The sequence below is a fragment of the Chryseobacterium lathyri genome (assembly GCF_019970085.1).
Classification (GTDB): domain Bacteria; phylum Bacteroidota; class Bacteroidia; order Flavobacteriales; family Weeksellaceae; genus Chryseobacterium; species Chryseobacterium lathyri.
Genome location: NZ_JAHXYG010000003.1, coordinates 68,735 through 95,704, shown reverse-complemented (window position 1 = coordinate 95,704; position 26,970 = coordinate 68,735). Strand labels below are relative to the sequence as shown.

24 protein-coding genes are annotated in these 26,970 nt (G+C 35.2%); 14 read left to right on the top strand and 10 right to left on the bottom strand.

Annotation, left to right across the window (positions count from 1 at the left end; translation table 11 throughout):
- Positions 1 to 13: 13 nt before the first annotated feature.
- The 6 genes from LC418_RS09860 to LC418_RS09835 all read right to left on the bottom strand — a co-directional run bounded on the left by LC418_RS09860 (position 14) and on the right by LC418_RS09835 (position 8,110).
- Positions 14 to 952, bottom strand: a complete 939-nt coding sequence (locus tag LC418_RS09860; RefSeq protein WP_223558953.1) for a helix-turn-helix transcriptional regulator — start codon at positions 950 to 952, stop codon at positions 14 to 16.
- A gap of 1,019 nt (positions 953 to 1,971) precedes the next feature.
- Positions 1,972 to 3,357, bottom strand: coding sequence for a tRNA uridine-5-carboxymethylaminomethyl(34) synthesis GTPase MnmE (mnmE, locus tag LC418_RS09855; RefSeq protein WP_111959387.1), 1,386 nt, complete (start codon positions 3,355 to 3,357; stop codon positions 1,972 to 1,974).
- Between the two features lie 282 nt (positions 3,358 to 3,639).
- Entirely contained in the window at positions 3,640 to 4,215 is a 576-nt protein-coding gene (locus LC418_RS09850) for an NAD(P)H-dependent oxidoreductase (protein ID WP_223558952.1), read from the bottom strand.
- Positions 4,212 to 5,234 (bottom strand): saccharopine dehydrogenase family protein, encoded by a 1,023-nt coding sequence (locus tag LC418_RS09845; protein WP_223558951.1) that lies wholly within the window; start codon positions 5,232 to 5,234, stop codon positions 4,212 to 4,214. The genes LC418_RS09850 and LC418_RS09845 overlap by 4 nt, the downstream gene beginning before the upstream one ends.
- 60 nt (positions 5,235 to 5,294) lie before the next feature.
- Positions 5,295 to 5,861, bottom strand: a complete 567-nt coding sequence (locus LC418_RS09840) for a Crp/Fnr family transcriptional regulator (RefSeq protein WP_223558950.1) — start codon at positions 5,859 to 5,861, stop codon at positions 5,295 to 5,297.
- Positions 5,862 to 6,340: 479 nt separating this feature from the next.
- Positions 6,341 to 8,110, bottom strand: coding sequence for an aminopeptidase P family protein (locus LC418_RS09835; protein ID WP_223558949.1), 1,770 nt, complete (start codon positions 8,108 to 8,110; stop codon positions 6,341 to 6,343).
- 204 nt (positions 8,111 to 8,314) lie between these two features.
- Here LC418_RS09835 and LC418_RS09830 point away from each other — a divergent pair, with 204 nt between their 5' ends.
- The 7 genes from LC418_RS09830 to LC418_RS09800 all read left to right on the top strand — a co-directional run bounded on the left by LC418_RS09830 (position 8,315) and on the right by LC418_RS09800 (position 13,993).
- The gene (locus LC418_RS09830) at positions 8,315 to 8,752 is read left to right on the top strand and encodes a DUF6526 family protein (protein WP_223558948.1); all 438 of its coding nucleotides are present in this window, start codon (positions 8,315 to 8,317) and stop codon (positions 8,750 to 8,752) included.
- Positions 8,753 to 8,775: 23 nt separating this feature from the next.
- Positions 8,776 to 8,943: a phosphatidate cytidylyltransferase gene (locus LC418_RS09825; RefSeq protein ID WP_111959374.1), complete on the top strand. Its 168-nt coding sequence runs from the start codon at positions 8,776 to 8,778 to the stop codon at positions 8,941 to 8,943.
- Positions 8,944 to 8,952: 9 nt separating this feature from the next.
- Positions 8,953 to 10,059: a DNA topoisomerase IB gene (locus tag LC418_RS09820; RefSeq protein ID WP_223558947.1), complete on the top strand. Its 1,107-nt coding sequence runs from the start codon at positions 8,953 to 8,955 to the stop codon at positions 10,057 to 10,059.
- Between the two features lie 196 nt (positions 10,060 to 10,255).
- Complete coding sequence (gene pruA / locus LC418_RS09815; RefSeq protein WP_223558946.1) at positions 10,256 to 11,881, top strand: L-glutamate gamma-semialdehyde dehydrogenase; 1,626 nt, start codon at positions 10,256 to 10,258, stop codon at positions 11,879 to 11,881.
- Positions 11,882 to 12,154: 273 nt separating this feature from the next.
- Positions 12,155 to 12,367, top strand: a complete 213-nt coding sequence (locus LC418_RS09810) for a cytochrome C551 (protein WP_223558945.1) — start codon at positions 12,155 to 12,157, stop codon at positions 12,365 to 12,367.
- A 23-nt stretch (positions 12,368 to 12,390) separates the two neighbouring features.
- A complete protein-coding gene (locus LC418_RS09805) occupies positions 12,391 to 13,665 on the top strand; it encodes a thioredoxin family protein (protein WP_223558944.1) in 1,275 nt (424 codons plus the stop codon).
- A gap of 118 nt (positions 13,666 to 13,783) precedes the next feature.
- Positions 13,784 to 13,993 carry a hypothetical protein gene (locus LC418_RS09800; protein ID WP_223558943.1) on the top strand — a complete coding sequence of 70 codons (210 nt, stop codon included), beginning with the start codon at positions 13,784 to 13,786 and terminating at the stop codon, positions 13,991 to 13,993.
- Positions 13,994 to 14,554: 561 nt separating this feature from the next.
- Here LC418_RS09800 and LC418_RS09795 read toward each other — a convergent pair.
- Entirely contained in the window at positions 14,555 to 16,147 is a 1,593-nt protein-coding gene (locus tag LC418_RS09795) for a helix-turn-helix domain-containing protein (protein WP_223558942.1), read from the bottom strand.
- Between the two features lie 317 nt (positions 16,148 to 16,464).
- On the opposite strand from LC418_RS09795, the gene LC418_RS09790 reads away from it, so the two are divergent.
- On the top strand, positions 16,465 to 17,625 hold the full coding sequence (locus tag LC418_RS09790; protein ID WP_223558941.1) for a thioredoxin family protein: 1,161 nt from the start codon (positions 16,465 to 16,467) through the stop codon (positions 17,623 to 17,625).
- Between the two features lie 56 nt (positions 17,626 to 17,681).
- Here the strand turns inward: LC418_RS09790 and LC418_RS09785 are convergent, their stop codons facing one another.
- Positions 17,682 to 18,968: a hypothetical protein gene (locus LC418_RS09785; protein ID WP_223558940.1), complete on the bottom strand. Its 1,287-nt coding sequence runs from the start codon at positions 18,966 to 18,968 to the stop codon at positions 17,682 to 17,684.
- A gap of 145 nt (positions 18,969 to 19,113) precedes the next feature.
- On the bottom strand, positions 19,114 to 20,136 hold the full coding sequence (locus tag LC418_RS09780) for a 3-oxoacyl-ACP synthase III family protein (protein ID WP_223558939.1): 1,023 nt from the start codon (positions 20,134 to 20,136) through the stop codon (positions 19,114 to 19,116).
- A 73-nt stretch (positions 20,137 to 20,209) separates the two neighbouring features.
- On the opposite strand from LC418_RS09780, the gene LC418_RS09775 reads away from it, so the two are divergent.
- The 6 genes from LC418_RS09775 (at position 20,210) to LC418_RS09750 (ending at position 26,391) form a co-directional block, all read left to right on the top strand.
- Entirely contained in the window at positions 20,210 to 21,109 is a 900-nt protein-coding gene (locus tag LC418_RS09775) for a magnesium transporter CorA family protein (protein WP_111960599.1), read from the top strand.
- Between the two features lie 24 nt (positions 21,110 to 21,133).
- Positions 21,134 to 21,382, top strand: coding sequence for a hypothetical protein (locus LC418_RS09770; RefSeq protein WP_111960601.1), 249 nt, complete (start codon positions 21,134 to 21,136; stop codon positions 21,380 to 21,382).
- Positions 21,383 to 21,471: 89 nt separating this feature from the next.
- The gene (locus LC418_RS09765) at positions 21,472 to 23,058 is read left to right on the top strand and encodes a patatin-like phospholipase family protein (protein WP_223558938.1); all 1,587 of its coding nucleotides are present in this window, start codon (positions 21,472 to 21,474) and stop codon (positions 23,056 to 23,058) included.
- Positions 23,059 to 23,082: 24 nt separating this feature from the next.
- On the top strand, positions 23,083 to 25,398 hold the full coding sequence (locus tag LC418_RS09760; protein ID WP_223558937.1) for an AAA family ATPase: 2,316 nt from the start codon (positions 23,083 to 23,085) through the stop codon (positions 25,396 to 25,398).
- Between the two features lie 11 nt (positions 25,399 to 25,409).
- Positions 25,410 to 25,910, top strand: coding sequence for a DUF2199 domain-containing protein (locus tag LC418_RS09755; protein ID WP_223558936.1), 501 nt, complete (start codon positions 25,410 to 25,412; stop codon positions 25,908 to 25,910).
- 19 nt (positions 25,911 to 25,929) lie between these two features.
- Positions 25,930 to 26,391: a hypothetical protein gene (locus tag LC418_RS09750; RefSeq protein ID WP_223558935.1), complete on the top strand. Its 462-nt coding sequence runs from the start codon at positions 25,930 to 25,932 to the stop codon at positions 26,389 to 26,391.
- 46 nt (positions 26,392 to 26,437) lie between these two features.
- On the opposite strand, the gene LC418_RS09745 is transcribed toward LC418_RS09750, so the two are convergent.
- Positions 26,438 to 26,968, bottom strand: a complete 531-nt coding sequence (locus LC418_RS09745) for an NAD(P)H-dependent oxidoreductase (RefSeq protein ID WP_223558934.1) — start codon at positions 26,966 to 26,968, stop codon at positions 26,438 to 26,440.
- Between the last annotated feature and the right edge of the window lie 2 nt (positions 26,969 to 26,970).

Here is a 26,970-nt window from a genome sequence, read left to right as displayed (position 1 = left end):
ATCAACCTTTTATTTAAAATGAATTTATCATATATAAGTTTAAATCTGTTTCAGAAGGCAGATTAAATTTTCTGCGTATCCTGAATTTTTTATTCTCAACAGCCCGAACTGTAGTATTGGTTGCCGTGGCTATTTCCTTAGTACTGAGGTTTAATTTCAACAATGCACATATCTCCAATTCCGAAGAAACAAGGTTGGGGCAGGATTCTAAGATTTTATCAAAATAATCCGGAAATTGAGATTTAAAATAAGTTATAAATAATGAGTTTTTGCTCATTGCAAGTTCATATAATCCATCGGAGAAATTTATTTTATCTGTTTTGTTTATGAAATCATTTAATCTTTCTTTTTCTACGTAATATTTAATGATCATTTTTTCTTTTCTGTGGATAAAATACATCCCTACAAAAGTGCAGAAAGCTATTTCCATTACTTTATACACTCTTATATACCATTCCTTTACCGGTGAAAGATGCTGATGAAGAGAAGGCATCAGGGAATAATCTGTAATAATATTTATGAAGAAAAATGCTACATAAATGCTGACAAGTGTAAGAACAATGTATCTGTCTTTATCATAATCAAAAAAAAATGCTACAGCTACTGTTAATGATATATAGCTTAAATAGTTCATCACATTTTTTCCGCTTATTATGTCGCAATAGAAAATAACTGTTCCCAAAAACATAAAAAGCAGCATCAGTAAGTGTTTGTTGAACCTTATTCTGTCCGGCCATAAGATCGTGCAAAGCATAAACAGCCCTATCCCCAAAAAGACGACTGCATAAATGGGCTGTTCAAGGAAAACCATATTTAATAAAAAATTACAGCCTAAAATAAACACAAGAACAAGTGTATAAACGTCAAACAAAATGCTTTTTTCGTATTCTATTTCATCCTTTGCCAATTGCCTTTTCTCTGATATATAGGCAGAAATATATTTTATTATCATCAATATATTTTTTAATTGAGTTTGAATTTCATTTGATAAGAGACTATATTTAGATCAAAACTTGATTTTTCCGTTTCATTTACATCAATATTATAGACTACTTTATCTAAGATCAAGGTCTGCTGCTATTGACTGTTGTAAAGCTTATAGAAATACCAACTTGGGCATAAAATCAAAAAAATAATAATAAAAGCTTTCCATTTTCAGTTTTTTAAAAGACTCATTGAAATAAATACTATTTGTTTTTCAAAAGCAATACCCTCCGATTATTTAAACTTTACCTGTCTTTTATAAAACTTTAAGTATATAAAATAAAAGACTAAGCTCAATAATTTTATTGAACCATAGTAATATTAAGACTTTTTAAAAATTATTAAAAATAATGAAGGTTGTGAATTCGGAAATACTTACATATAAAAAAAAATAATATCTATATCATTATCAACTAAATACAAAAAAATTAAAGAAATCTATATGTTTGAATTTGAATTTTCAGAAAAATGATACACCAAATTAGGTTATAATTTCAGAATTACATATCTCCAAGCAAGAAGTTCAATGCTAACGATTTAGAATATGAAATAACTTGGCTGAAACGTTTTATTTTTGAAAAACAAAAAGCTTCAGCCGGCTTTTACGATGGCAAAGATTTTATGCTTAAGCATAATGCCGAAGCCGGAGTAGGTATAAATAAAACATATAACAATTCCAACAAACCTTATTACAGTTTAATATTCAATTCTGATATGAAATGTTATAATATTTATTTTAGAGGAGTTCAAACTTCACTTTAGATGCAATAAGGTACATTAAGGTACATTAAGGTACAATAAGATACACTAAGCGAAGTAATCTCTCCTTCATTTCAAAAAATAAATTATTATCAGTTTGAGGGACAAATGGGGGACAACAAATAAAAAAACAAACCAAAATAACAATAACCAATACAAAACTGAAAGTTTCGTAATTAGTTAATTATTAGATATTTGGTTTGTTTGAGTTTGTTTTACCTATCATATCTATTTCCCGATACAGAACTTGGAAAAAATATTCCCCAGCACCTCATCATTCGTCACCTCACCGGAAATTTCACCAAGATGTTCTAAAGCATTTCTCAGTTCATAGGCCAGCAGCTCTGTAGAAATCTGGAAAGAAATGGCTTCTTTTACTTTATGGGTGGCCTCCAAAGATTTCCGAAGGGCTTCAAAATGTCTTTGGTTGGTAATAACCACATTATTTTCCTGAGACTTTAACTGCTCAACGTAGGAAGACAGTTCATTTTTAAGGTCCTGGATATTTTGGTTTTCTACGGCGGATATTCTGATAAAATCAAATTCTTGGGTAATTTCATTTCTGAAAATGTCTTCTACAGCTTCATATTTCGGAGGCAGTACTTCGTCAATTTTTGTGGCACAGATAATCAGCTTCAGATCATCTCTCTGTAAAGATTTTATCATTTCAATATCCTCAGAATAATCTTCTGTAGCAGCATCTGCAAGGTAAACCAGAATATTAGCATTCTCCACTTTTTCCTTCGCTTTTTTCACTCCTATTGCTTCAATTTCATCCTGGGTTTCACGAAGTCCGGCCGTATCAATCAAACGAAATGCATGACCTTTGATGTGCAGTACTTCTTCGATGGTATCCCTTGTGGTTCCGGCAATATTACTGACGATCGCCCTTTCTTCTTTCAATAAAGCATTTAATAAGGTTGATTTTCCAGCGTTTGGTTTTCCGATGATGGCAACTGCTGTTCCGTTTTTGATGGCATTTCCATATTGGAAACTTTCAATAAGAGAGTCTAATTTTAATTCGATCTTATCCAGCAGTCCGTTAAGAGCCGATCGGTCAGCAAATTCTACATCCTCTTCAGCAAAATCCAGTTCGAGCTCAATCAGGGAAACAAAATTCAGAAGATCTGTTCTCAGGATCGATATTTCATTGGTAATTCCTCCTTTCAGCTGATTGATCGCTACTTTTCGGGAAGCTTCATTTTCAGACGCAATCACATCTGCAATGGCTTCCGCCTGCGAAAGATCTATTCTTCCGTTGATAAAGGCACGGAGGGTGAATTCTCCTGCTTTTGCCATTCTTGCCCCGTTCTTAGTCAGAGTTTCCAAAATACGTTTTCCGATATGCGGTGAGCCGTGAAAAGCTATTTCCACAGAATTTTCTGTAGTAAAACTTTTCGGAGCCAGAAAAATAGAAAGCATCACTTCATCAATAGCTTCCTCACCATCCATAAAATACCCGTAATGGATGGTATGAGACTTCTGCTTTTCCAGTTTTTTGCCCGGAAAACTCTTCTGGACAACCGGTAAAGCATCGTTCCCTGAAACTCTGATAATCCCTAAAGCTCCTACTCCATTGGCTGTGGCCAGCGCGCAAATCGTATCGTTATTCATGGTGCAAATTTACGTTTTTTCAGGCTAATTTCTGATGGAGTATTTTATACAGATTGTCTATGACTTTGATTGGAATTATTGGAGTTTTCAAGTCATTGCGAGGAACAAAGTGACGAAGCAATCTCAATTCGTGATCATTCGTGCTAAACATTTTATATTATTTGTGTTGAGATATCAATAATTCTGCAAAAACAAAAATCCTGTGTAATTAGTCTCCGGGAGATTAAAACATTCCCTTTTTAAAATAAGGCTACTCCGCCACTTGTTCCTTGCAATGACAACTTACTGTCTTCTTCCCAATTCCTTCACTTTCTGAAGCCATCCGACACGCTGTATCTCGGTAGAATTTCGTATAATACCTATATAAGTGACCTTCACCGGTTTTACACCACAGAATTCCAGCGTTGATTTTTTTAGCTGATTAATGCTCGGCCTTCCATAAAAAAGCCGGTAATACCATCCCGGCTGATCCAGTGTTGTAATGATGTGGGCGGTTTTCCCTTTCAGCAGCTTATCCCACCAAACTGAATTTTCTCTGTAGCGGTAGGCAAATCCCGGAAGAAAAAGTCTGTCAATAAACCCCTTCATCAGGGCAGGCAAACCGCCCCACCAGACCGGATGGATCCAGACCAGATGATCTGCCCACTGGATAATTTCCCAAGCCTTCAACAGATCGGGCTCCAGTTCCATTCTTTTCTGGTACCCAAAGTGAAGAACAGGATCAAATTCCAATTCTGCTATTATGATTTCTCTGACTTCAGCTCCTGATTGCTCGGCTCCTCTCTTGTAAGCTTCTGCCATTCCAAAATTGAAGGAATCCTTGTTGGGATGCCCGTTAATAATGGCTATTTTCTTCATCTTGATGTTTTTATATGTATGGATTCATAAGCTTTAAGCTTCTCCAGAAGTAAGGATGGCTGATGCAGCTGGTGGCTGAAATACGTATTATTTTCATGGAAATTATTCAATAGCTCTTCCGTATGAAGCACCGCAGAAAGCGCCGTTAATTCTGCCTGTCCCTTTGTGCTTTGAAGGCTTAGTTTTTCATTCCCGGATTTAGTTTTTATAATCATCTCAAATACGCTCTGATCGCCATTTCCACTTGACCCGAAAATCATTCTCCGTTCCTTAAGTGATAAAATATTGAAAATCCTCACCTTTTGAAATGCCCCTAAAAGCCATGTGATGAACTTCGAATTATAAGTCATCTTCACACTCACATTAGGTATGTTTTCTATCTGATTGAGAATATATAAATCCGGTACATCAAAGTTATAAGCTTCTCTTTTCCCTATTCCAAACGAAAAGTTAAAATCTTCGGAATCTAAAAAATGTTTTATGGGAACCTGTCGGTTATTTTCATACCTGATAAAAGGCTTAGCTACATTTTCAGCCATAAAATGCGCTGAACTTTCTCCTGCAAGGTCTTTCACGGAATAGTATACAAAAAGTTTCACTTCCTGAATATCGTCCGTATTACCTGAAAGTGTTTTTACCAATCCGTTGACAATACCTCCCATCCATCCTGAACTGAAAACAATCCTGCTATGGACATCTCTGTTTTTAGCAATTGCATAGGCTTTGACAAGATCGGGAGTCGGTTTGGTGATATCCAGATAATCTATTTTATTTTCGATGGCAAAACGAAGAATATGATCCTCTTTATCATTCACAGAAAGAATGACCAGATCTATTTTCTTTTCCAGAATCACCAGAAAAGTCCCGGGATCAGTAACATCAATTTTAAGATGATTGCCTGCTCCTCCCTTTCTTCCGCCAACGAAGATATTAACATGTGGATTTCTGGACTTTAAAATCCGGATAATTGTTTTACCTACAAGACCGTTTCCTCCAACGACCAGAATATTGTGCTCCATAATATTTTTTTACAAAATTATAGAGCTGTAATGCCGTGGCGTAGGACAAATGTCTAAAAATTATATGACCGTTTCTTTTCTGATTCTGCTGAGATGTCTCTGTGTAATTCCTAAATAAGAGGCCAAATACTGCAGAGGAATTTTCTGAACATAATCGGGCTGATTGCCAAGCAGCGTTTCATACCGCTGTGCTGCACTGTCTCTTTGGAGCTGAAAAAATCTTTTCTCGAGCTCAAGATATTCCTGTTCAGCTATCATCTTTAAAAATTTCGTCCAGTTGAGATCATCTTTTATCAGATCATCTATTGCATCTTTTTTTAAAACCAGCAAATCGGCATCGGTAATGGCCTGCATATTTTCCCTGCTGGGACAATCTGAAATAAATGAGGAATAACTGGCCATAAGCTGATTGGGAAACCTGAAGCAGTAAGTCATATCCTTTCCATTATCCGAAATATAATAGGAACGGAAAATTCCCGATATAATAAATGCTATTTCCCTGCATTTGTCACCTTCCTGCACAAAAAAGTCATTTTTATACACTTTTCTGGCTTCAAAAAGCTGTAAGAAATCTTTAATCTCATGGTCTGAGAATATATCAAAGCTCCGGAAATAGTTTTCTATCATATTTTTCAAATTGTACTTAAAACTCTGAAAGTTTTTCTTCAGCTTTGTTTTTTTACAAAATTAAACAAATACAAAAGCGGCTGCAAGCCTTTTCTTTGATGCTTATTTTAACTTTAGTCTTTTAAGTATGATTATATTCAAAATTTGAATGTACTCAACTACCTGTTAGAAATCTTATCCGATGATGAAAAATAAAACCATTTCAGAACGAAATGGTTTTACCTGCTTTGAATTTAATAAGTATATGAAGATATGAATGATGTTTTTATTGACACAAAGATAGATGGTCCCGTAAGATGTTCTGTCAGGGGAATCCCTAAAATTATATCCGTAAAAATACGGTTGTAGATATAAAAAAGCCCTGCGGATTTCTCTGCAGGGCTTCAGAATTATCTAACAATTATTAATGTTCAAAGTATGGAATTCAATGTTTAAAGTCTAAAATTGACCATTGACCATTGACTATTCACATTTACCTATTAAAGCGGACTTACCAAATCAAGGAACCATGTTTTAATGTCTCCCTCAAGGTAAGGCCCAATTTTTTCTTCACATGTTCTGTGATAGTCATTCAGCCATTTAATTTCTTCTTCTGAAAGAATTTCTTTTACAATAGTATCCTTAAAGAACGGGCAGAACGTAAGGGTTTCAAACTCATAGAAAGTTCCGTGAATTGTTTTTTCCGCTTCTTTTACAGCAATCAGGTTTTCGTGTCGGATTCCATATTCTCCTTCAAGATAATATCCGGGCTCATTGGAACATACCATTCCCGGTAGAAGATCCTGTGGATTCATATCTTTTCTGATGCTCTGCGGGCCTTCATGAACGTTCATGAAGCTTCCTACTCCATGGCCAGTTCCATGATTGAAGTCCTTTCCTTCCATCCAAAGTGGAAGCCTTGCAATGGCATCAAGGTGAACCCCTTTTGTTCCTTTCGGGAATTTCACCATGGATAAACGGATCAGACCCTGAAGCACTAAAGTGGAGTTTCTTTTGAACTCATCGGAAACAGCTCCTAACGCCAGGGTTCTTGTAATATCGGTCGTTCCTTCCAGGTACTGCCCCCCTGAATCTACCAGGATACTTGCATCGTTGGTAACATCTTTACTTCCTTCACTTTTTGCTGAATAGTGCATGATAGCTCCGTTATCCTTATATCCTACAATGCTGCCGAAGCTTTCCCCAACGAAGTTTTCTCCTTCTGCACGGAAGCCTCTCAGTTTTTCACCGATAGAATATTCGTTCATACTTTCTTTTCCTGCAGTATGGGTTAGCCAGTAAAGAAATTTCACCATGGCAACACCATCCCTTACCATTACTTTTCTGAACCCTTCCAGCTCGGTTTCGTTTTTCTGGGCTTTCATCAGGTTACCGGGAACCGGAGCTTTTATAAACTGGTTGTTTTCTTTTAAAGTTTCAATGATCATCTGGTTACTGTTTGGAGAAACCAGGATTTTTTCATTTTTGAATGCTTTCAGATAATTGTAAAACTCTTCATAAGGCATCATTTTTACAAACGAGTCATCCATTTGTTTTCTTGCCTCCACTTCCAGCTTTTCAAGATCTGTGAACAGTACTGCATCATTTTTGGTAATGACAACATATCCTAAAAACACAGGATTGCTCTGTACATCGCTTCCCCTTAAATTCAGTGTCCATGCTACATCATCAAGACTGGAAATAATATGAACAGTAGCTTCCTGGTCTTCCATTTTCTGACGGATAGCTCCCAGTTTATCTGTAACAGATTGTCCGGCTCTCTCTACAGGATGTACGAAAATAGGATTTTTTGAGGGTGTACCTCTGTCTTTCCAGATCTCTTTTAATAACGGAAGATCTGTTAAGGTAATATTTTTTGACTGCAATTTTTGTGAAATCAGCTCCCAATTGGCATTGGAAGTGGCAACAGCATTAACGGCTACTTTTCCGCCTGCAGGAATCTGGGAAATAATCCAGTCAATATAATTGGGTGTTCCTTCCATTCCGTCTTTGAAAAGATCGATTCCTGAACCTTCCAGCTCTATGGCAGCCTGAGTAAAGTATCTTCCGTCTGTCCAAAGCCCTGCTTTGTCTTTTGTAATTACCACAAAACCTGCAGAACCTAAAAACCCTGACAGCCAAGCTCTTTCCTGCCATTCTTCAGGTAAATATTCGCTCATATGCGGATCTGCAGAATATATTATAAATGCATCAACATTATTCTTTTGCATTTCTTCACGAAGTGCAGCCACTTTTTCCTTTGAAGTCATTCTTTTCTTTTTTAAACACCGAAAGTTACAAAAAAATTGAGGTTCAAAAGTGTATTCCATCCTGTATTTTCGTTAATAATCTGTTATTTTTTCTTTCATATGCATTAATCCTTAAAGGCAATAATATTTATAATTACATACCACAAAAACAACATTATTGCTAAACATATAAAGTTTTGGAGAGATTATTGCTATTATTCTGGCATGAGAGAGCAGAATTATAAAAATCACAGGAAATTTTATCCTCCCCATCATTTTATTTATCTTCCGCTACTGATCGTGCTGGAAATTCTTGGAATTTATAAAATCTGGGACGATCCTGAAAATAAGCTGATATGGATATTATTTTCAACCGTGATATTTCTGCTTTTCTACCTGGCTTTTATGACAAGACAGCATTATGCGCTGGGACTTCAGAACCGTATGGTAATGCTTGAATTTAAACAGCGGTATTTTGAAATTTTCGGACAGAGATCTGATGAAACGGCCTATAAGCTGAGATTTGACCAAATTGCAGCGTTAAGGTTCGCCTATGATGATGAATTCAGGGAACTTCTGTACCGGGCACTTCACGAAAATATATCAGGAGACGAGATCAAGCGTTCTATCAAGAACTGGAGAGCCGATCACCAGAGAATCTGATTTAACACCAAAAATATTATATCATGAGAAAGTTAACTTTATACAGTATGATCGTTTTCACATTGCTAACGTTAACAAGCTGTGAAGCAATTGAAACTATTTTTAAGGCTGGAATGTGGTGGGGAATTATCCTGGTCGTTGCAGTAGTAGTAATCCTTTTTCTAATCTTTTCGAGGGGTAAGAACTCTTAACCATTTTTTATGGAGAAGAATACGGATCTGGAAATTATTTCCCACTTAAAGCCTTCAAAAATTATCAAGATCATGAAGGATCCCGAAGCCTCCGCAAAGGCGGTACACCTTGTATATACCACCGATGCGGAAACTGCCGGGATTACCCGTAAAAAAACGGGAAAAAAGTATTCTTATTACAAAAACGGAGAAAAACTTAAAGATAAAGATGAGATTTCCAGAATCAATAAGCTGGTGATACCTCCTGCCTGGGAAAATGTATGGATTTGTGCATTGGACAATGGTCATCTTCAGGCCACAGGTTTTGATATAAAAAAAAGAAAACAATACCGGTATCATCCCTTATGGAATGCTTTAAGAAATCACACAAAATTTTACAGAATGCTTCAGTTCGGGTATGCATTGCCCAATATCCGGCTTCATGTGGAACAGGATCTCGCTTTAAGAAATTTTGAGAAGAGAAAAATCCTGGCATTAATTGTAAGTTTAATGCAGCATACGAACATCCGTATCGGTAATAATGCCTATGAAAAGCTATATGGCTCTTTTGGTTTAACGACCCTGAAAGGTAAACATGTGAAAATTAACGGTCAGAAAATTTCCTTTTCGTTTAAAGGGAAGAAAGGGATTATGCATAATATTGATCTCAAAAGTCGAAGATTATCAAGGCTTGTGCAGAAATGCAAGGATATTCCAGGAAAAGAACTTTTCCAGTATTTTGATGATGAAGGAAACCGTCATTCGATAGATTCGGGGATGGTAAATGAGTATATTAAGGAAATAAGCGGGGAAGATTTTACAGCCAAAGATTTCAGAACATGGTCGGGAACAGTAAGTGCTTTAATTGCTTTTAAAGAGATAGGCTACGCCGAAAATAACAGTCAATATAAAAAGAAAGTAAAGGAAGCCTTGGATATGGTTGCAGAACACCTGGGGAATACCAGTACGGTCTGCAGAAAATACTATGTGCATCCGCTGGTGATCAATCTTTATGAGAATAATTCGATCAAAAAATATCTTGATGAACTGGAACAGATCGAAGAAAATGACGGAAAAGCAGGCCTCACCCAGGAAGAAAAGCTAGTCCTGAAAATTCTGGAAAATGAAAAGATGTAAGTTGCCGATAAGAATTTAAAGATCAACAAGAAAACACCATATCTACTCATTTTGAATCATCAAAAAATAATATTTTTTGAATTTAAAACAGTATTAAATTTTATTTTATAAAGATGAGCTGCTTTTTTTCTTTGCGTTAATTATTGTAAATTTGTATACCAACATATTTATCAATTTTAAAATAATATAACATAATATGTCAAAAGCAATTTCGCAAGTACCATTTGCAGTAAACGAGCCGGTAAATTCTTACGTACCGGGATCTCCAGAAGTTAAAAGCCTTATCACTACTTACAAAAAGATGTGGGCTGAGAAGACAGAAATTCCAATGATTATCAATGGCAAGGAAGTAAAGTCTGATGAGAAAGTTCAGCTTCAGTCTCCTCAGGATCACGCTCACGATTTCGGGTTTTACTATAAAGGTACGATGCAGCATGTAGATGACGCTATCAACGCGGCACTGGCAGCTAAAAAAGAATGGAACGAACTGGGCTGGGAACAGCGTGCAGCTATTTTCCTGAAGGCAGCTGACCTTTTGGCCGGACCTTACAGAGACGTAATCAACGCAGCAACCATGATCGGACAGTCTAAAAACGTACACCAGGCTGAAATAGATTCTGCCTGTGAATTCATCGATTTCTTAAGATTCAATGTAGAATTCATGACTGAAATGTATTCTGAACAGCCGGTTTCCGACAGCGGAATCTGGAACCGTGTAGAGTACAGACCACTGGAAGGGTTCTGTTTTGCAGTAACTCCATTCAACTTTACAGCGATTTCCGGAAACTTACCTACTTGTATGGCAATGCTTGGAAACGTTGTCGTTTGGAAGCCTTCTGACAAGCAGGTTTATTCTGCTAAAGTAATCATGGATGTATTAATTGAAGCGGGTCTTCCTGCAGGCGTTATCAACATGGTTTTCACAGACGGAAAAGAAACTGCTGAGAAAGTATTGGCACATCCTGATTTTGCAGGTCTTCATTTCACAGGTTCTACGAAAGTATTCCAGGGAATGTGGAAAATGATCGGCGATAATATCCATAATTACAGAACATATCCAAGAATTGTTGGGGAAACCGGAGGAAAAGACTTCGTGATCGCTCATCCTTCTTCCAATGTGGAGGCCGTGGCTACTGCTTTGGTAAGGGGATCTTTCGAATATCAGGGACAAAAATGTTCTGCAGCTTCAAGAGCTTATATTCCTAAATCTCTTTGGGCTGATGTGAAAAAAGTAATGGAAACTCAGATGAATTCTATCAAAATAGGTTCTCCTGAAGATCCGTCAAACTTCGTTAACGCAGTTATTGACAAAAATTCTTTCGAAAAGTGTAAGGGATACATCGACAGAGCAACTGCTTCCGGTGAGGCTGAAATAGCAATTGGTGGAAAAGTTGATGATTCTAAAGGATGGTTTGTACATCCTACCGTAATTGAAACTACGAATCCTCATTACGAAAGTATGGTAGAAGAAATCTTCGGACCTATCTTATCTGTATATGTATATGAAGATCAGGACTGGAAAGAAACTTTAAAATTAGTAGATTCCACTTCTCCATATTCATTGACAGGTTCTGTTTTCTCACAAGACCGTTATGCAATCAATGAAGCCTTCAAAGCGTTGGAAAATGCATCAGGTAACTTCTATATCAATGACAAACCGACAGGTGCGGTAGTAGGCCAGCAGCCTTTCGGAGGAGGAAGAGCTTCCGGTACCAATGATAAAGCAGGTTCTAAAATGAACTTATTAAGATGGACCTCCGTAAGAAGTATCAAAGAAACTTTTGTTTCTCCAAAAGATTACAAATACCCATATCTGGGATAAAAGTTATAGTTATAAATTGTGAGTTATAGATAAAATAATCAGTAATAAGCAATGAATAATAATCATAGAGCCCCGAAATATAATTTCGGGGCTTTTTTATTAATGATCAGACCTAATTCATCACTCACAGCTTTCTTCTAATCATCTATAATCTTTTACCATTGTTTTTTTTCTAACAAAGTTTAACAAAGTTTATCTATGTTTTAATATTTTGAACGACCGGTTAGGAATAATTATTGAACTTTAAATAACAACATCAAAAATAAAATATTTATGAAAAAGTTTTTGTTAGCAGCCATAGGTTTAGGAATAATAGTTGTGAGCTGCGGAACCAAAGAATCTTCTATGTCATCCAACATTAAGGATTCCACTGCAGTAAGCAATACCCAAACCGTAACGCCTAGTGCAAAGGATTCAACAAAGATGACTACTGATACGGCCAAGATCAAAGTAGATTCGTCGGCAACCGTACCTCCATCTAAATAGATACAAACAAGTTTAATCCAAAAATGGAAAATCCGCAGATGAAAGCTCTGCGGATTTTTTTTGCTTTTTTCACAATGTCATTTCATTATCTTTGTAAAAACAAAACAAAAACAATGATAAAAAAACTTTTATATGCCGCTACTCTTGTAGCAGGTTCCTTTCTATTTGGACAGGGTGTCAAATTTGAAGAAGGTAAATTTTCCGAAATACTCGCTAAAGCAAAAAAAGAAAACAAATTGGTGTTTATTGATGCCTACACTTCTTGGTGTGCTCCCTGTAAGCTTATGGTTAAAAATATTTTTCCATTACAATCTGTTAGTGATTACTATAATACCCATTTCATTAGTGCAAAAATTGACATGGAAAAAGGTGAAGGTATTCAGTTAGCAAAAAAATATAAGGTAAATTCCTATCCCACTTATTTATTTATTGATGGAAATGGCGAAGTTATTCACCGAGGTTTAGGTTATTTTGAAGAAAAGGATTTTATCCAGCTCGCGAAAGATGCTGATGATCCCAATAAGAAGCTAGCTGTTTTAAAGAAGAAATTTGAAAAGGGTGAGAAAAGTCCAGAATTTCTAAACAGTCTTGCTTCACTTGCAGATTCTTATGGTGACAAAGAACTCGCAGTAAATGCATTAAGAAGATATTTTGAGGCTAAACAAGGAAAATATTTTACAGAAAAAGACTTTAATTTTATTTTGTTTAATACTAAAACTACGGATGCTCCCACCTATATCATTTTTCAAGAAAGAAAAGATGACATTCTTCAATATATTTCAGAAGAAGAATACAACAAATCAAATAACCGCTTCAAATTAAACACTATTTCTAAAAAATCCTATAATCAAGATACCAAATTATTTGATGAAAAATACTTTTTATCTGAAGTTGGAAAAATAGTTGGAAACGCAGAGGCAGAAAAATATCTTCAAAAAGAAAAAGCAGAAAAAGCACTAAAAAATAAAGATTTTGCTACCTATGAAAAAATCTCTTTAGATTTATATAAAGATCCTTCAAAAGAAGATTCCGGAGAACTGGCTATGGCTGCATGGAATTTCTATGAAAAGGCAACAGATAAATTTTCTCTGGAAAGAGCAACTCTTTGGGCTCAGGAAGCTGTGAACAAGGGTGAAGACCCTATGAATACAGGTACTTTAGCAAACCTTTACAATAAAATTGGAGATAAAAAAAATGCTAAAATCTGGGCCGAGAAATCTATAGAGATAGCTACTAAACAATACGGAAAGGAAGCTGTAGATCCAGATATGATAAAGCTATTAGACAGTTTAAAATAATAAAAGAATGCAGAAATTCATAGAACTATGGATTTCTTTATTTCGAAAAATATGTTTCTTTAAAATTGCACTAGGATTTCTTATATTTGATTAATACTAAACAATTAAAAGAATTACTATGAAAAAATTATGGATAGGAACTGCTCTCGGAATATTATTTTTAGGAAGCTGCGCCCAAAATAAAGAGAAAAGAGAAGCGTTTAAAGATGAGCACAATAAAGATTCACTGAGAAACAATATGGGAGATTCAGCGGTTGCCAACTCTGAGCCGGCTCCAGTAACTAAAGATACTGCCAAAGTAAAAGCCGACAGTCTGAAAACAAAATAAAAAAACAAATCCGCAGCATACTGCGGATTTGTACTTAAAAAAACTTGACTGAAAAAAACCGGGCAATCAACCCCGATTGTATTATAAATAATTATTGCACCAAGTCAGATTACTAATTCTGATCAATAAAAAAATATTTACTATTTGTTACAAGAAAGCTTGAAGAAATTCTCTCAGCTTTGGATCCGTTGTTTATTATAAATGATGCCGAGACCGCAACCGGCACAGCTGTATTGGATTCCTATCTTTTAAAAGTGTTGATAGAAAATATAAATTCCAATACGGCCGCTGAAGTTGCCATCCGTTTAATTTTTACTAGCTTAAAAGTTTTCATGGTTAGCATAAAAATCAGAGATATTTACACTTCTAGTAATTTTAGTGTTTAAATTTGAGCGCTGTTCTGCTTTATCGGAATGAAGATTAAAATATGAGTGACAAACCGCAGTATGTCTATTCCCATGAAGCTGGCGCAAAGATATAGATGTGAAGGCCTTACGTAAAACAATAGGTTAGCCATTTTCATGAAAATGAAAAGACAGAATACGTAAAAACATCTGCTTTTTAATTGTTTTCAGGAAAATGGGTATTTTTATCTGATTGATTTTCATCCAGATATTTAATATAGGCTGAAGGAGAAAAATCGGTCACCGCCTTAAATACTGAAGCGAATTTGCTGTGTGAGGAAAAACCGCATTCTTCAGCAAGGATACTTATTTTATACTGCCTGTATTTATCATCATTGATGAGCTTGTCTACAATATAATTAATTCTTAAACGGTTAACATATGTTTTGACATCCGTACATTTATGTCTATTGATCACATAGGACAGATACTTTGTATTGGTATTGAGTTCCGCAGCCAAAAATGATAAAGACATATTTTTGTTGTTGTATAACTCACCTTTTTCAAATTCCTCCAAAAGTTCCAGGAGCTTTGATTCGGTTTCGGAAGTCATCAGAGAGTCACTTCTTCGTTTATCACTTTCCCCTGCCCTGTCATCTACTTCCTCCACAGAAATATTTGGAAAATCAGAGTATTCCCTTTTTAAAGGTAAAGGCTCACTGCGTACACTGATCATCCGGAGTTGGGTCCTAATAATATTCCTGAATTTTGCACGCTGCTTTTTCTGTTTGGTTCTGAAGAAAACAACAATGGCAATCAGAGCCGCAAAGAGTACAATAATTGCTGCATTTTTAACAATACTGATCCGGGCACTTTTTTTACTGGGCTTAACTAGAATTTCTGAGCTTTTAAATGCAAACTCACGGTTTTTTGCGGTAAGGCTGTCATAGGCTCTTACATATTTTATGGCATACAGGGAAGCTTTAACGTTATCGCCTGTCCCTTCATAATAATCATTAATATTGGAATATACGGCTTTCTTAAGCTTAAGACTGCGTGAACTGTCCGCTATATTTTCTGCTTTTTTTAGATATATTTCAGCATCTTTCCAGTTTTTCTGCCTTAAGCGGATGCCGCCCAATCCATTATATACCAAACCCAGAACACAGCATTTATCTTTAAGGATTGATTCTGCTTTCCGGTAATTCTTTTCAGAAGTAACGTAATCTTTAAGCTTAAAATATATATCACCAAGAACTTGGTAAGAGGCTGCTACAGCCCGTTCATTATTCTGAATATTATCTTTTCCGAAAGAGTGTAATGAGTATTCGATATAATTAATGGCATCGGAATAATTCCCCTGTTCGATTTCATAATAGGCCATTTCCTGATTCAGCAGCCCCATTACCTCTCCTCTTTTTTGAGTATCGCTTATGCTTTTCGCTGCTTCCATACCCAGCAGCGTATATTTTTTCGATCTTTCAAAGAGACCAACCAGCCGGTACTCTTTAGCCAAAAACTCATTGACACGACAAAGCCATTCTGCATCATCAATCTGCCTGAGCAGGGAGTGAGCATTTTCACCATAACATATGGACTTTTTGAATTCACCCGCTGAGTGATAAAGTTCGGCAGAAAGTAAAAGGCTTTTCACTTTGTCCAGAGGTTTCAGCGCCTTCATGTATAAGGAATCTGCTGTTTTTAAAGCTTTGGGAATATCTTTTTGTGTCACCTGAACAGATGTTCTTTCACAGATCTGGTCAAAATTGTATTTTTTCTGTGCCCAGATGGGGACAGCGGTAATGAACAAAAACAAAAGTTTTAGCAGACTCCTGGACATAAAAAAATAAATTATTATTTTGACTTTATAATAATTCATCATTCTCATGGGGTGTCTTTTTGTTTTTACAAAGCTACTAATATTTTATATTTTATTAAAATATTCTTCTATTATTTAATTTTTTAAACTAAAAAGTTTAAAACTATTTATTTTAATAACATTTCATCAATGATTTTCACTTTAAATAGACTTATTACATTTTAAAATAAAATATCCGTAACTATTTTCTTTATACGCCGACTTATTTGTTAGCATAATTATTACATTTGTAATCAATAAAAAGTTTTATGAAAAAATTAGCACTATTTTCTTCTTTATTTATAGGAGCTCTGGCATTGGCGCAGGGAATTAAATTTGAAGACAGCAATTTTGCGGCTATCCTGGCAAAAGCAAAAAAAGAGAATAAACTGGTATTTGTAGATGCTTATGCATCATGGTGTGGGCCTTGCAAACTGATGGTAAAGAATATTTTTCCGCTTCAGACAGTTGGAGATTTTTATAATTCCCACTTCGTGAATGCAAAAATAGATATGGAAAAAGGTGAAGGAATAGGTCTTGCCAAGAAATACAATGTAAAGGCATTCCCAACTTATCTTTTCATCAACGGTGACGGGGAGGAAGTACACAGAACACTAGGCTATGTAGAGGAAAAAGATTTTATCCAGTTCGCTAAGGACGCTGAAGATCCGAATAAAAGGCTTACCGCATTGAAGCAAAAGTTTGAAAATGGAGAAAAAGATCCTGAGTTTTTAAAAAATCTTGCAGGATTGACAATCTATAATGATTCTGAATTTGCAGGAAAGGTACTTGACCGTTATTTTCAGCAGAAAACAACACTTGACCAGGAAGATGTACAAATGCTTCTTTCAGGAACACAAAGCACAGAAAGCCCACTATATAAAATATTCCAGGCAAAAAAATCTGAAATTATCAAGATTTTCCCGGAAGAAAAGTATGCAAAATTCGACAAAAATATTAAACTTAATACCGTTCTTAAGAAGTCTTACAATGCAGATACAAAATCCTGGAACGACAACTATTTTCTAGCTGAATCTCAAAAATTCATGACGAAAGATGAAGCTGAGAAAATATTAAAAAGAGCAAAAGCAAGCAGAGCTTTAAAGGATAAGGACATTCCGACCTACGAAAAATTAATGCTCGAGCTGTATAAGGATTCTTCTGCAGCCAGTTCTGAAGAATTAAATTCCCTGGCATGGAACTTTTTTGAAAACGTGAGCAACAAAGCTTCTCTGGAAAAAGCGGTAGCCTGGGCTCAGGAATCTGTAAAGAAAGATGAAAATTATGCGAATACAGATACTCTAGCTAATCTTTACAACAAAATCGGAGATAAGAAAAATGCTAAAATCTGGGCTGAAAAATCTGTTCAGCTGGCTAAAAGTACAGGACAGGATTCTACGGATACTGAAAAGTTATTGAAAAGCCTTTAATACAAAAAAGAATCGCCAGTAAAAACTGGCGATTCTTTTTTATCTATACTGTTTATTTAGTTATTGTATACTAAAACCTGCATTTTGGTAAGCATCGCTTCCGTATCGCCGTTATATCCTGCATAACTGGAAGGAACAAAGTTTACAGTAGCATTCCCACTCCATGCACTATATTGCACCTTAAAAGTGTATGTTCCGGCAGGTAAAGTAACAGACTTAAGAAAAGTTACCGGAACCGGCATACTGGATAAAGTAGTTCCCCCAGGGAAATTTCCGGCTTTAGAAGCAAAAGCCGAAGATATTTTAACCCCGTTTTGCAGTAAAGTAAATACGCCCTGAGAAGAATTCCCATCAACCAGGGTGGCATATCCTAAAATAGTAAACAAGAAAGTTTGAGTGAGCCCTGTCGGAACCGTCAATGTTATAGTAGCTCCCGGTACATCCGCGGTAGTTCCCTGATTGATTGTTAAAGCAGTAGTTCCCTGAACATAGTTGGCTGAAGAAATAGTTCCGCTGGAGGTATTCAATGTATTCCAAGTAGGTGCGGCGCCTGCTCCGTTGGATGTAAGAATCTGTCCCGTAGTCCCTGCACTTCCCGCTGTGTTTGTAGTCCCGCCCACATTCAGTTCGTTTGTGATCTGTAATGCTCCGTTAACATGCAGTTTTTTTTGTGGCGTTTGAGTTCCTATTCCTACATCACCAGTTCCGGTCACCGTCATTCTGTTGGTATTATTGGTCAATAAGTTGATAGGATTTGCTAAAATAGTATTCAGATTCATACTTGTACTATTTCCGGATGTGGTAATCTGAGCAGCTGAAGCATTATCTACAAACATATTTAAAACAGCTGAACCGCCGTTTGCCTGAAATGCTCCTCTTGAAGAGCCCGTTGCCGATACAAGCCCCATGGTTCCAGTAGTGCCAATTATTACACTATTTGTTCCGTTAGTGAAAGAAAGTTGATTTCCTGCCGTTGTTACGATTCTGCTTGTTGCAAGGGTACCATTAGAAGTATAAATATTAACAGGGGTATTTAGTTTAGTCCAGACCGTACCATCGTAATAATAATATCCTACAGCATCAATATTTGCAGCGGTTCCAGCTTGCGTTCCCGTTGCAATACTGTTCACATAAATTAACGTGGAAACAGGAGTTCCCGTCATACTTTGCGCTCTTTGCCTGTCAACTCTTGGAACCAGTAATCCATCCACTTCAGCAGTGGTACCGGTAGCATTTTTGGCTGTTATATCGAGGGTTGAAGCAGGATTTGGGGTATTTATCCCCACTTGTGCATAATAGAATAAGGGCAATAGAAAAGCCCCAGATAATAAATACTTTTTCATTTGTTTTTGTTTATAGTTAAGTATCTCAAAGCTAATAAAAAAAAATCAGTTTTTCTTATTTTTCAAACAAAACCAATATTATATTACTAAAAACAGAAAGCAGGTAGAAAACCACCTGCTTTTATTCACTTATAATTGAAAAACATTAATATTCAAACAATACACTCCCCCACGTAAATCCGCTTCCGAAAGCTGAAAGAAGGACAAGATCTCCTCTTTTGATTTTTCCTTCTTCAATTGCTTCACTTAATGCAATAGGAATAGAAGCTGCCGTTGTATTTCCGTATTTCTGAATATTATTATGAATTTTCTCATCCGGAAGTCCGAATTTCTGCTGTACAAACTGTGCAATTCTAAGATTGGCCTGGTGAGGAATGAACATATCAAGATCCTCTATTGTTTTTCCGGCTTTATTCAGAGCCTCCATCATAGTTTCAGGGAATCTTGTCACCGCATGCTTGAATACAAAATTACCGTTCATGATAGGATAAACCTCTTTATCGGTCACATTTTCAGGTTCTTTTCTCATTCTGTCGCTCCATCCGAATTTGGAACCCGGGAACTGTGTACACAGTTCATCGGCATATTTTCCTTCAGAATGCATATTTACCGCTAAAATATCTCCTGCATTTTCATCTTCCGTTGCTGAAAGTATGATGGCTCCTGCCCCATCTCCAAAGATCACCGAAACACCTCTTCCCTCATCAGAGAAATCAAGTCCGAAAGAATGGATCTCCGCACCTACTACAAGGATATTTTTATAGGTTCCTGATTTAATAAAAGCATTGGCAACACTCACCGCATACACAAATCCGGAACATTGGTTTCTTACGTCCAAAGCACCTATGGTGTCACAGCCCAGCATATCCTGAAGCAAAACACCACAACCCGGGAAATAATAGTCCGGAGAAAGCGTTGCAAAAACAATATAATCTATATCCTGAGCAGTGAGGTTTGCTTTTTCAAGGGCTTTTTGAGAAGCTTTGAAAGCTAAATAAGCAGTGGTTTCCTGAGAATCATTTCTGTTTTGTCTGTGTCTTCTTTCTTTGATGCCTGTTCTTTCTGTAATCCATTCATCATTGGTGGTCATCAGTTTTGCTAAATCATCATTCGTAACAACATTATCTGGAACATAAAATCCAATCCCTTTTATTGTACTTTTAATCATATAGTTTTTTTAATTTTGGCAAAGATAAAATTATTTAACACATAGTTTTTCAAAATATTAGTATTTTTATTGTATGCCAATCGACACGATATACAGAGACTCCCAATGTGAATGGGTAGATGTAGAGGCTCCCACTGCGGAAGACCTGAAATTTCTTCACGAAAGATATGAAATCAACAATCTTCTCCTGGAAGATACGATGGATCCTAACCACCTTCCGAAATATGAAGAGGATGGCAATATAAGATTCTTTCTCCTCCGGGAAAGTACAGAGCTGGAGCGTAAAAATCTCAATACCATAAGCGATATCAGCACCAAGATTGGGATTTTTCTCCTGGAAAATACTATTATCACCATCCACAGGATGAAGACCAAAAGTATTTCGGAGACGAAGAAGCAGATTGCCGGTATGCAGACAGAAGTCCCGCCTTCAAAAATAGCATTAATGATCAGCCTCCTGATCATGAAAAGTTTCGATGACGAATCGGTAAGCCTCCTGGAAACTATGGACAACATCGAAAACGAAATTTTTCTTAAAAACACCAACCATACCAATCAGATCAGAAGACTGTATAAGCTGAAAAGAAAATCAGGACTGAATTCAAGAGTACTGACTATTTCCACAGATGCTGTAGATAAGTTTAAATTATTAAACCTTCAGGATTCCGAGATCGTCGATTTAAAAGACAAGCATAAAGATGTAGTGGCAGATTTCGACCATTTGAATATCCAGATCACCAACCTTATTTCGATGTTCCTCGCATTATCGGATCAGAAGGCCAACCAGGTTATGAAAGTCTTGGCTATTTATTCAGTGTATTTCTTGCCGATCACCTTTATTGCCGGTGTTTACGGGATGAATTTCGATAATATGCCTGAGTTGCACCATAAGTATGGGTATTTTATAACCATAGGGATTATGGCATTGGTAGTGATCTGTACATTTATTTATGCGAGGAGAAAACAATGGTAATGGAATTAAAAAAAAATCAAATAAATGAAAACACTCAAGGAAAAAATGAAAGATTGGACGGATATTGACATTGCAATGCATGAGATTGCATTGAAATTAGAGCTCATACCTGAAGACAATTTTCCCAAATTTAAATCATATTATTGGTCAGGGACAGAAAAAAGCAAAGCTTTAAAAAATATATTATATGAATTAACAAATATTGGATTTTTGGACTTTAATTCAGATGAAAATATTGTCAAAGTAAATCAAGAGTTTTGTTTTGAAAAATAGTTTATAAGCTTATCAAGAAATGTTTTTTCGTTATGTAGAAGAAACTTTTTCAAGATTGACTGTTCAGTCACAATAAACACCAAACCACCATGAAAGCTGAAATTTTAAATAAAATCCTCACGGAAAATGTACTTTCCCGGGAATCTAAAGAGAAGCTCTCTGCTCTGCATGAGAATATATCTTCCAGGGAATTTTCTGACCTTCTGGATGCTCAGGGAAACCAATATGTAGAGTTTGTTCAGGAAGGAGGTGGCGTCTGGGGTAGTGCTCTGGTTGGTTATCTTTATGGTCTGGAAATTTTTGGGGTCCGTTTTCTGAAAGTAGCAGGAACCAGTGCCGGAGCAATCAATACCATGCTTATTGCCGCCTGTAAAACCAAAGAAGAGGCTAAAAGTGAAGTGATTAAAAATATTCTCTTCAGCTGGAATTTTGCAGATTTTATGGATGGAAAAACCTACGTTAAAACAACCATTCATGCCATTCTGAACAACAAAGATTTTTTTAAGATCAATGCTATTATTGCAGCAGTTGTTATGATTATCCTTGTAATCATCCCTTTTGCAGCTCAACCTGCAACAACCCTTAATACCAAACTGCTTTTCCTGATTCCTTTGATTCCTGTAATTATTACTTTTTTTTGCATTAAAAAGTTCTATAATGATTTCCGGAAACAGAACAGCGGATTTAATCCGGGCAATACATTCTTAAACACCATGCAAAATGTTCTGGACGGTTTCGGAATTAAAACAGTAGCTAATCTTAATGAAAAATTTATTCAGAAAGAACTGGATCTCAATCTTAAGTACCGTTACGGAAATGGCCAGGAATATTATACGATTGCACTGAAAAGCATAGAAGCCATTAAAGACAAAAATCTTGAACATATTGACCAGACACGTTACAGGATATTCTATGAAAGTGCCGTCAGCAACGATTATTATAAGAACAATCCCTTCTATCAGCTCCGCTCAGAATATGTTGTGATTACTACTGATATTAATGCAAAAATAAAAGTAGAGCTTCCTACAATGGCCAATTTATACTGGTCGGAAGAGGAGCTGAAGCATGTAAGTCCTGCTGAGTTTGTACGGGCATCCATGTCTGTCCCGTTCTTTTTCGAACCCTTCCAGAAAAGAATCAACAAGGATGATGATTCCGTGAAATATGCCTGGAAATTCTGGATGAATACGAAACCGGAAGGCATCTACCCTGCCGGGCTGTTCATTGATGGGGGAAGCATTTCCAATTTTCCCATTGATATTTTCCACGTCAGTGATGTATTTTATCCGAGAATGCCGCTTTTCGGGGTACAGCTTACAAGTGATTCTGATCTTCTTTCGGAAAAAGGAAAAACCAGTGAGGAAATCCTCAAAACTCCTTTCTCTTATGCGGGAAACATTATCAGCACATTAAAAGGGTTTAACGACAAATCATTTTTAACCAAGCACAGTTTTTACCGTCTTTACAGCATCCAGTCCGTTAATTGTGGCACAAGCAGCTGGCTGAATTTCTTCATGAAAAGAGAGGAAAAAGAGGATCTTTTCAACAGAGGTTTTCAGGCTGCCCTCGATTTTCTGAATCAATTCGACTGGGAAAAATACAAATACGAACGAATGATGCTTTCGATGAAGGAGGAAAAAATATTGAAGGAAGAGGATACGAAGACGGTGGGGTAATAAAATAATTAAAAACATATTAAAATGATAGAATTAATTCATACAGTTCCTTATTTATCTCTAAAAGATGAAGATTATATATTAAATGATTTCTCAGTAATTACTGGATTAAATGGATCCGGCAAAACACATTTATTAAACGCAATAGATCAAGGTATTATTAAAGTAACTGATATTAACAAGTCAGCTATTGCTTATTATAATTATAATGATTTTAGTCTAAATGAAAAAGCTTCAGAAAATGAAAAACTTAAATCTAAGGAAACAATGTTAATGGATAAATTTAATGATTTTAATGAGGAATTACAACTTGAAAGACGAACGATATTAAATAGTTATAAAGTTTGGAATGAATCCTTATTCGTTCCAAAAGATTTTTTTGAAAATGGTGAGCTAGCTGTGGACTCTTTTGACTGGACAAATGAAGAAATTGATTTTTTTAGAACTTATGAGAAAGAAAATAAATACCGCCCTCATTTAAGTCAGCAAAAAGATTTATTAGGCGGTTATATACTTCAAAATCAAAACCCAAATATTGAAAATTTGATATCTGAATTAAAACATTCTTTAATAAAACATCATCTCTTAATTTCTATAAGAAATATTAACATAGATTTTCTTTTAAATATAGATTGGGATGATTCTGAAATAGAAAAATATAATTTAAAAAAGAAAAACAATTCTAATTATAAGTTTTTACCCACTATAGTTGGAACTTTTTATTCTGATGGTTTTAACTCTGGCTTTGTAAATTTTATTGTTGCTATTGATTCTAATCCTTTCTTATGTCAAATAGAACAACAATTAGGGCTTAAAAAATTAAAGACATATTTACTCGAATTATCATCTGATATAAAAGAATATTTCAGAAAAAATATTTCCAGGGAATATCTAAAGCAAGCAATACAAATTCATGGTGAAGAAAATATATGTGATTATATTCAAGTAGATCATGGCTTTTTAAACTTACAGGAAATCGCAAATGCTGAAAAAAATTATCAATATTTAAAAATAGAAAATAATTACAGACAATTTATTACTACTCAAAATGAAACAATTAAATATTATAACGAAGAAGAGTTTCTTAAAATTTATGGATCATCCCCAGTAGATTTGCTTAATGAAGTTTTAAATGAATATGATTGTAACGGATATGAATTTAGAAAAAGTAATATTCATATTGATTTATATAATGGTATTGCAAGGCAAAGTGTTTCAATTGAACTTTACAATAAGCTTCAAAAATATACAACAAATTTAGATGCACTTTCTTCTGGAGAAAAAACTTTAATAGCACTATCTTTTTACCTCTATAAACTTCAACAAAATAAGGTCATTACCAGGCTACTTTTATTAGATGAAATTGATTCGACATTACATCCATCGATGTCTAAAAGATTATTAGATGTTTTATACAATATTTTTTACAAAAAAAAGGGTATTAAAATTATAATATCTACACATTCCCCTTCAACAGTAGCCCTTGCACCAGAGGAAAGTATTTTCGTTATGGATAAATATTCTACTCCTAAGATAATAAAATCTTCCAAAGATAAGGCATTAAAAAAATTAACCTTAGGTGTTCCATCTTTCAGTGTTAATTATGAAAACAGAAGACAAGTTTTTGTAGAAAGTGAATATGATGCTAGTTATTATGAGAGTTTGTATAATATTTATAATGACAAATTAAATCCTGAAATCTCTTTAAATTTCATATCATCTGGCAAAACTAAAATTAACGGAAATGGGATTGGTATAGCAAGTTGTGATCAAGTTGTTAATATAGTTGATATTCTCAGAAAGGCTGGCAACAATTTTAGTTGGGGAATTATTGACTGGGATCTAAAAAATAAATCTACGGATTACGTTAAAATTTTAGGTGATTCTGAAAGATATAGTGTTGAAAACTATTTACTTGATCCTTTACTGTTAGCAGTTTTACTTTGGAAAGAAAATATTCTAAACGCAGAACATTTTGGATTTGAAAAGAATGAAGTTTATTTCAATATACTGCATTTTAATCAATCGCAACTCCAACAAATTGTTGATAAGATAATTTCTGACATACAGATAAATTTAAAAAGTAATGCCTTATCTGAACTGGTTAACTATACTTTATGCAACGGAATAGTTTTACAAATACCAATTTGGTATTGTAAAACTCAAGGACATTCCTTGGAAGAGAATATTATAATGAAAACTTACCCTCAATTAGAAGCTATAAGAAAAAAAGATGAATCAGCTTTAAAAAAAGCTGTTATTAATAAAGTAATCTTAAATTTCAAAGATTTATCTTCTGTAGATTTATTAGATATTTTTAGAAGTATTCAAGAAGATTAAATAAAACTATTATGAAATACATTTGTGAATGTTGCGGCGAAGAAAGAGAAGATTGGCCGGCCATTGCCTACAATGCTCCTGTTTTTTACTCTGACTTAAATGAAGAAGATGCTGGTAACTCAGAACTTACTTCAGATTTATGCATTATTGAAAATCAGGAATATACCTACCTGTTTATTCGTACCGTCATGGTTCAGGAAGTATCAGATAGCTGCCAGGATCTTGAATATGGAATCTGGGTTTCTTTAAGTGAAAAGAGTTTCAATGAATACGTAGAAAATTATAATAATAAAGCTTTTGAAGCTGAATATTTCGGATGGCTTTCTACTTACCTTCCGGATTATGATTTTGAAGAAAGTATTCCGACTACCGTCGTTGTCAATAATAATATAGGAAGGCCTTTTGTTTTTCCTCACCAAAGTTATGAACATCCTTTTGTTCATGATTTCTATAATGGAATTACAAAGATTGAGGCAGAGAAAAGAATCAACAGGATTTTAAATAAAGAATAGATCAAAAAATGAGTCTCACATGTTGAAAATAAAAAAAATTATCTCAGAAAAGTTTCACATTATTATTTTAACACTCACTTTAATTTTTATCATATTTTGTTTAATTAGTACCTGTTTAGGAATTAATAACATACTCAAAAGCCCTAAATATACAATTGGAGAAGCCACATCAGACTGGCATTATAAAAACAATAATGGTGTAGGAATAGATTATAAATATAATGTTAATGGTATTACATATTCTAAAACTGCTAATTTTTCTTATCAAAAAGGAGACAAATTTCTTATCATTTTTGATTCTATAAAACCTGATAATTCGACGATACTTGATATCTACTCCATTGAGAACTATCTTATAGATTTAAAAGTTCCTTCAAAAGGCTGGAAATATCAGGATGTTCCCTTTAATATTGACAGTAATACGATAAAAAAATATGTACAGGACTGGAATGTGAAACCCTTTGAATATATTCAAAAGTAAGTTGAACTCATTTTAATTCAAGAGTCCAACTTTACTTTTCATATTGTTATAAATTATCCAAAAACTCCAGATACATCGGCACACTTCTTTCCACCCATTCCTCTGAAGGATCGTTTTCGATTCCGTAGTACACGAAAGGTTCCTTATAATCTGCCCTGATATAATCGAAAGTCAGTTCGTAAGGTCTGAAAAGCTCATTCATGGTATACTTATAATTTCCGGATGCGCTGTAGCCTTCTTCATCAATTCCAGCCGTAACCGCCAGGGTCATCTTCTTCCCTCCTGCTTTGAAACCACTTTTACTTCCGTAGGCCCAACCGTAAAGAAGCACCTCATCGAACCATTTTTTCAGAAGTGGCGGACTGCTGAACCAGTAAAACGGAAACTGAAAAACGATTCTGTCATAAGATTCTATCAGCTGCTGTTCTTTGGCTACGTCAATTTTTTCGTCCGGATAAGCACCATACAGTGAACAAACAGTATATTTTTCCGGATGTTTTTTCAATTCCTCCATCCATCTTTTATTGATCACTGATTTTTCTATATCCGGGTGAATGACTATAATTAATGTTTTCATTT

What these genes read in the sequence shown, in the direction of transcription:
- LC418_RS09860 (WP_223558953.1), bottom strand. Translation starts at nt 952, where the DNA reads ATGATAATAAAATATATTTCTGCCTATATATCAGAGAAAAGGCAATTG.
- mnmE (WP_111959387.1), bottom strand. Translation starts at nt 3,357, where the DNA reads ATGAATAACGATACGATTTGCGCGCTGGCCACAGCCAATGGAGTAGGA.
- LC418_RS09850 (WP_223558952.1), bottom strand. Translation starts at nt 4,215, where the DNA reads ATGAAGAAAATAGCCATTATTAACGGGCATCCCAACAAGGATTCCTTC.
- LC418_RS09845 (WP_223558951.1), bottom strand. Translation starts at nt 5,234, where the DNA reads ATGGAGCACAATATTCTGGTCGTTGGAGGAAACGGTCTTGTAGGTAAA.
- LC418_RS09840 (WP_223558950.1), bottom strand. Translation starts at nt 5,861, where the DNA reads ATGATAGAAAACTATTTCCGGAGCTTTGATATATTCTCAGACCATGAG.
- LC418_RS09835 (WP_223558949.1), bottom strand. Translation starts at nt 8,110, where the DNA reads ATGACTTCAAAGGAAAAAGTGGCTGCACTTCGTGAAGAAATGCAAAAG.
- LC418_RS09830 (WP_223558948.1), top strand. Translation starts at nt 8,315, where the DNA reads ATGAGAGAGCAGAATTATAAAAATCACAGGAAATTTTATCCTCCCCAT.
- LC418_RS09825 (WP_111959374.1), top strand. Translation starts at nt 8,776, where the DNA reads ATGAGAAAGTTAACTTTATACAGTATGATCGTTTTCACATTGCTAACG.
- LC418_RS09820 (WP_223558947.1), top strand. Translation starts at nt 8,953, where the DNA reads ATGGAGAAGAATACGGATCTGGAAATTATTTCCCACTTAAAGCCTTCA.
- pruA (WP_223558946.1), top strand. Translation starts at nt 10,256, where the DNA reads ATGTCAAAAGCAATTTCGCAAGTACCATTTGCAGTAAACGAGCCGGTA.
- LC418_RS09810 (WP_223558945.1), top strand. Translation starts at nt 12,155, where the DNA reads ATGAAAAAGTTTTTGTTAGCAGCCATAGGTTTAGGAATAATAGTTGTG.
- LC418_RS09805 (WP_223558944.1), top strand. Translation starts at nt 12,391, where the DNA reads ATGGAAAATCCGCAGATGAAAGCTCTGCGGATTTTTTTTGCTTTTTTC.
- LC418_RS09800 (WP_223558943.1), top strand. Translation starts at nt 13,784, where the DNA reads ATGAAAAAATTATGGATAGGAACTGCTCTCGGAATATTATTTTTAGGA.
- LC418_RS09790 (WP_223558941.1), top strand. Translation starts at nt 16,465, where the DNA reads ATGAAAAAATTAGCACTATTTTCTTCTTTATTTATAGGAGCTCTGGCA.
- LC418_RS09785 (WP_223558940.1), bottom strand. Translation starts at nt 18,968, where the DNA reads ATGAAAAAGTATTTATTATCTGGGGCTTTTCTATTGCCCTTATTCTAT.
- LC418_RS09780 (WP_223558939.1), bottom strand. Translation starts at nt 20,136, where the DNA reads ATGATTAAAAGTACAATAAAAGGGATTGGATTTTATGTTCCAGATAAT.
- LC418_RS09775 (WP_111960599.1), top strand. Translation starts at nt 20,210, where the DNA reads ATGCCAATCGACACGATATACAGAGACTCCCAATGTGAATGGGTAGAT.
- LC418_RS09770 (WP_111960601.1), top strand. Translation starts at nt 21,134, where the DNA reads ATGAAAACACTCAAGGAAAAAATGAAAGATTGGACGGATATTGACATT.
- LC418_RS09765 (WP_223558938.1), top strand. Translation starts at nt 21,472, where the DNA reads ATGAAAGCTGAAATTTTAAATAAAATCCTCACGGAAAATGTACTTTCC.
- LC418_RS09760 (WP_223558937.1), top strand. Translation starts at nt 23,083, where the DNA reads ATGATAGAATTAATTCATACAGTTCCTTATTTATCTCTAAAAGATGAA.
- LC418_RS09755 (WP_223558936.1), top strand. Translation starts at nt 25,410, where the DNA reads ATGAAATACATTTGTGAATGTTGCGGCGAAGAAAGAGAAGATTGGCCG.
- LC418_RS09750 (WP_223558935.1), top strand. Translation starts at nt 25,930, where the DNA reads ATGTTGAAAATAAAAAAAATTATCTCAGAAAAGTTTCACATTATTATT.
- LC418_RS09745 (WP_223558934.1), bottom strand. Translation starts at nt 26,968, where the DNA reads ATGAAAACATTAATTATAGTCATTCACCCGGATATAGAAAAATCAGTG.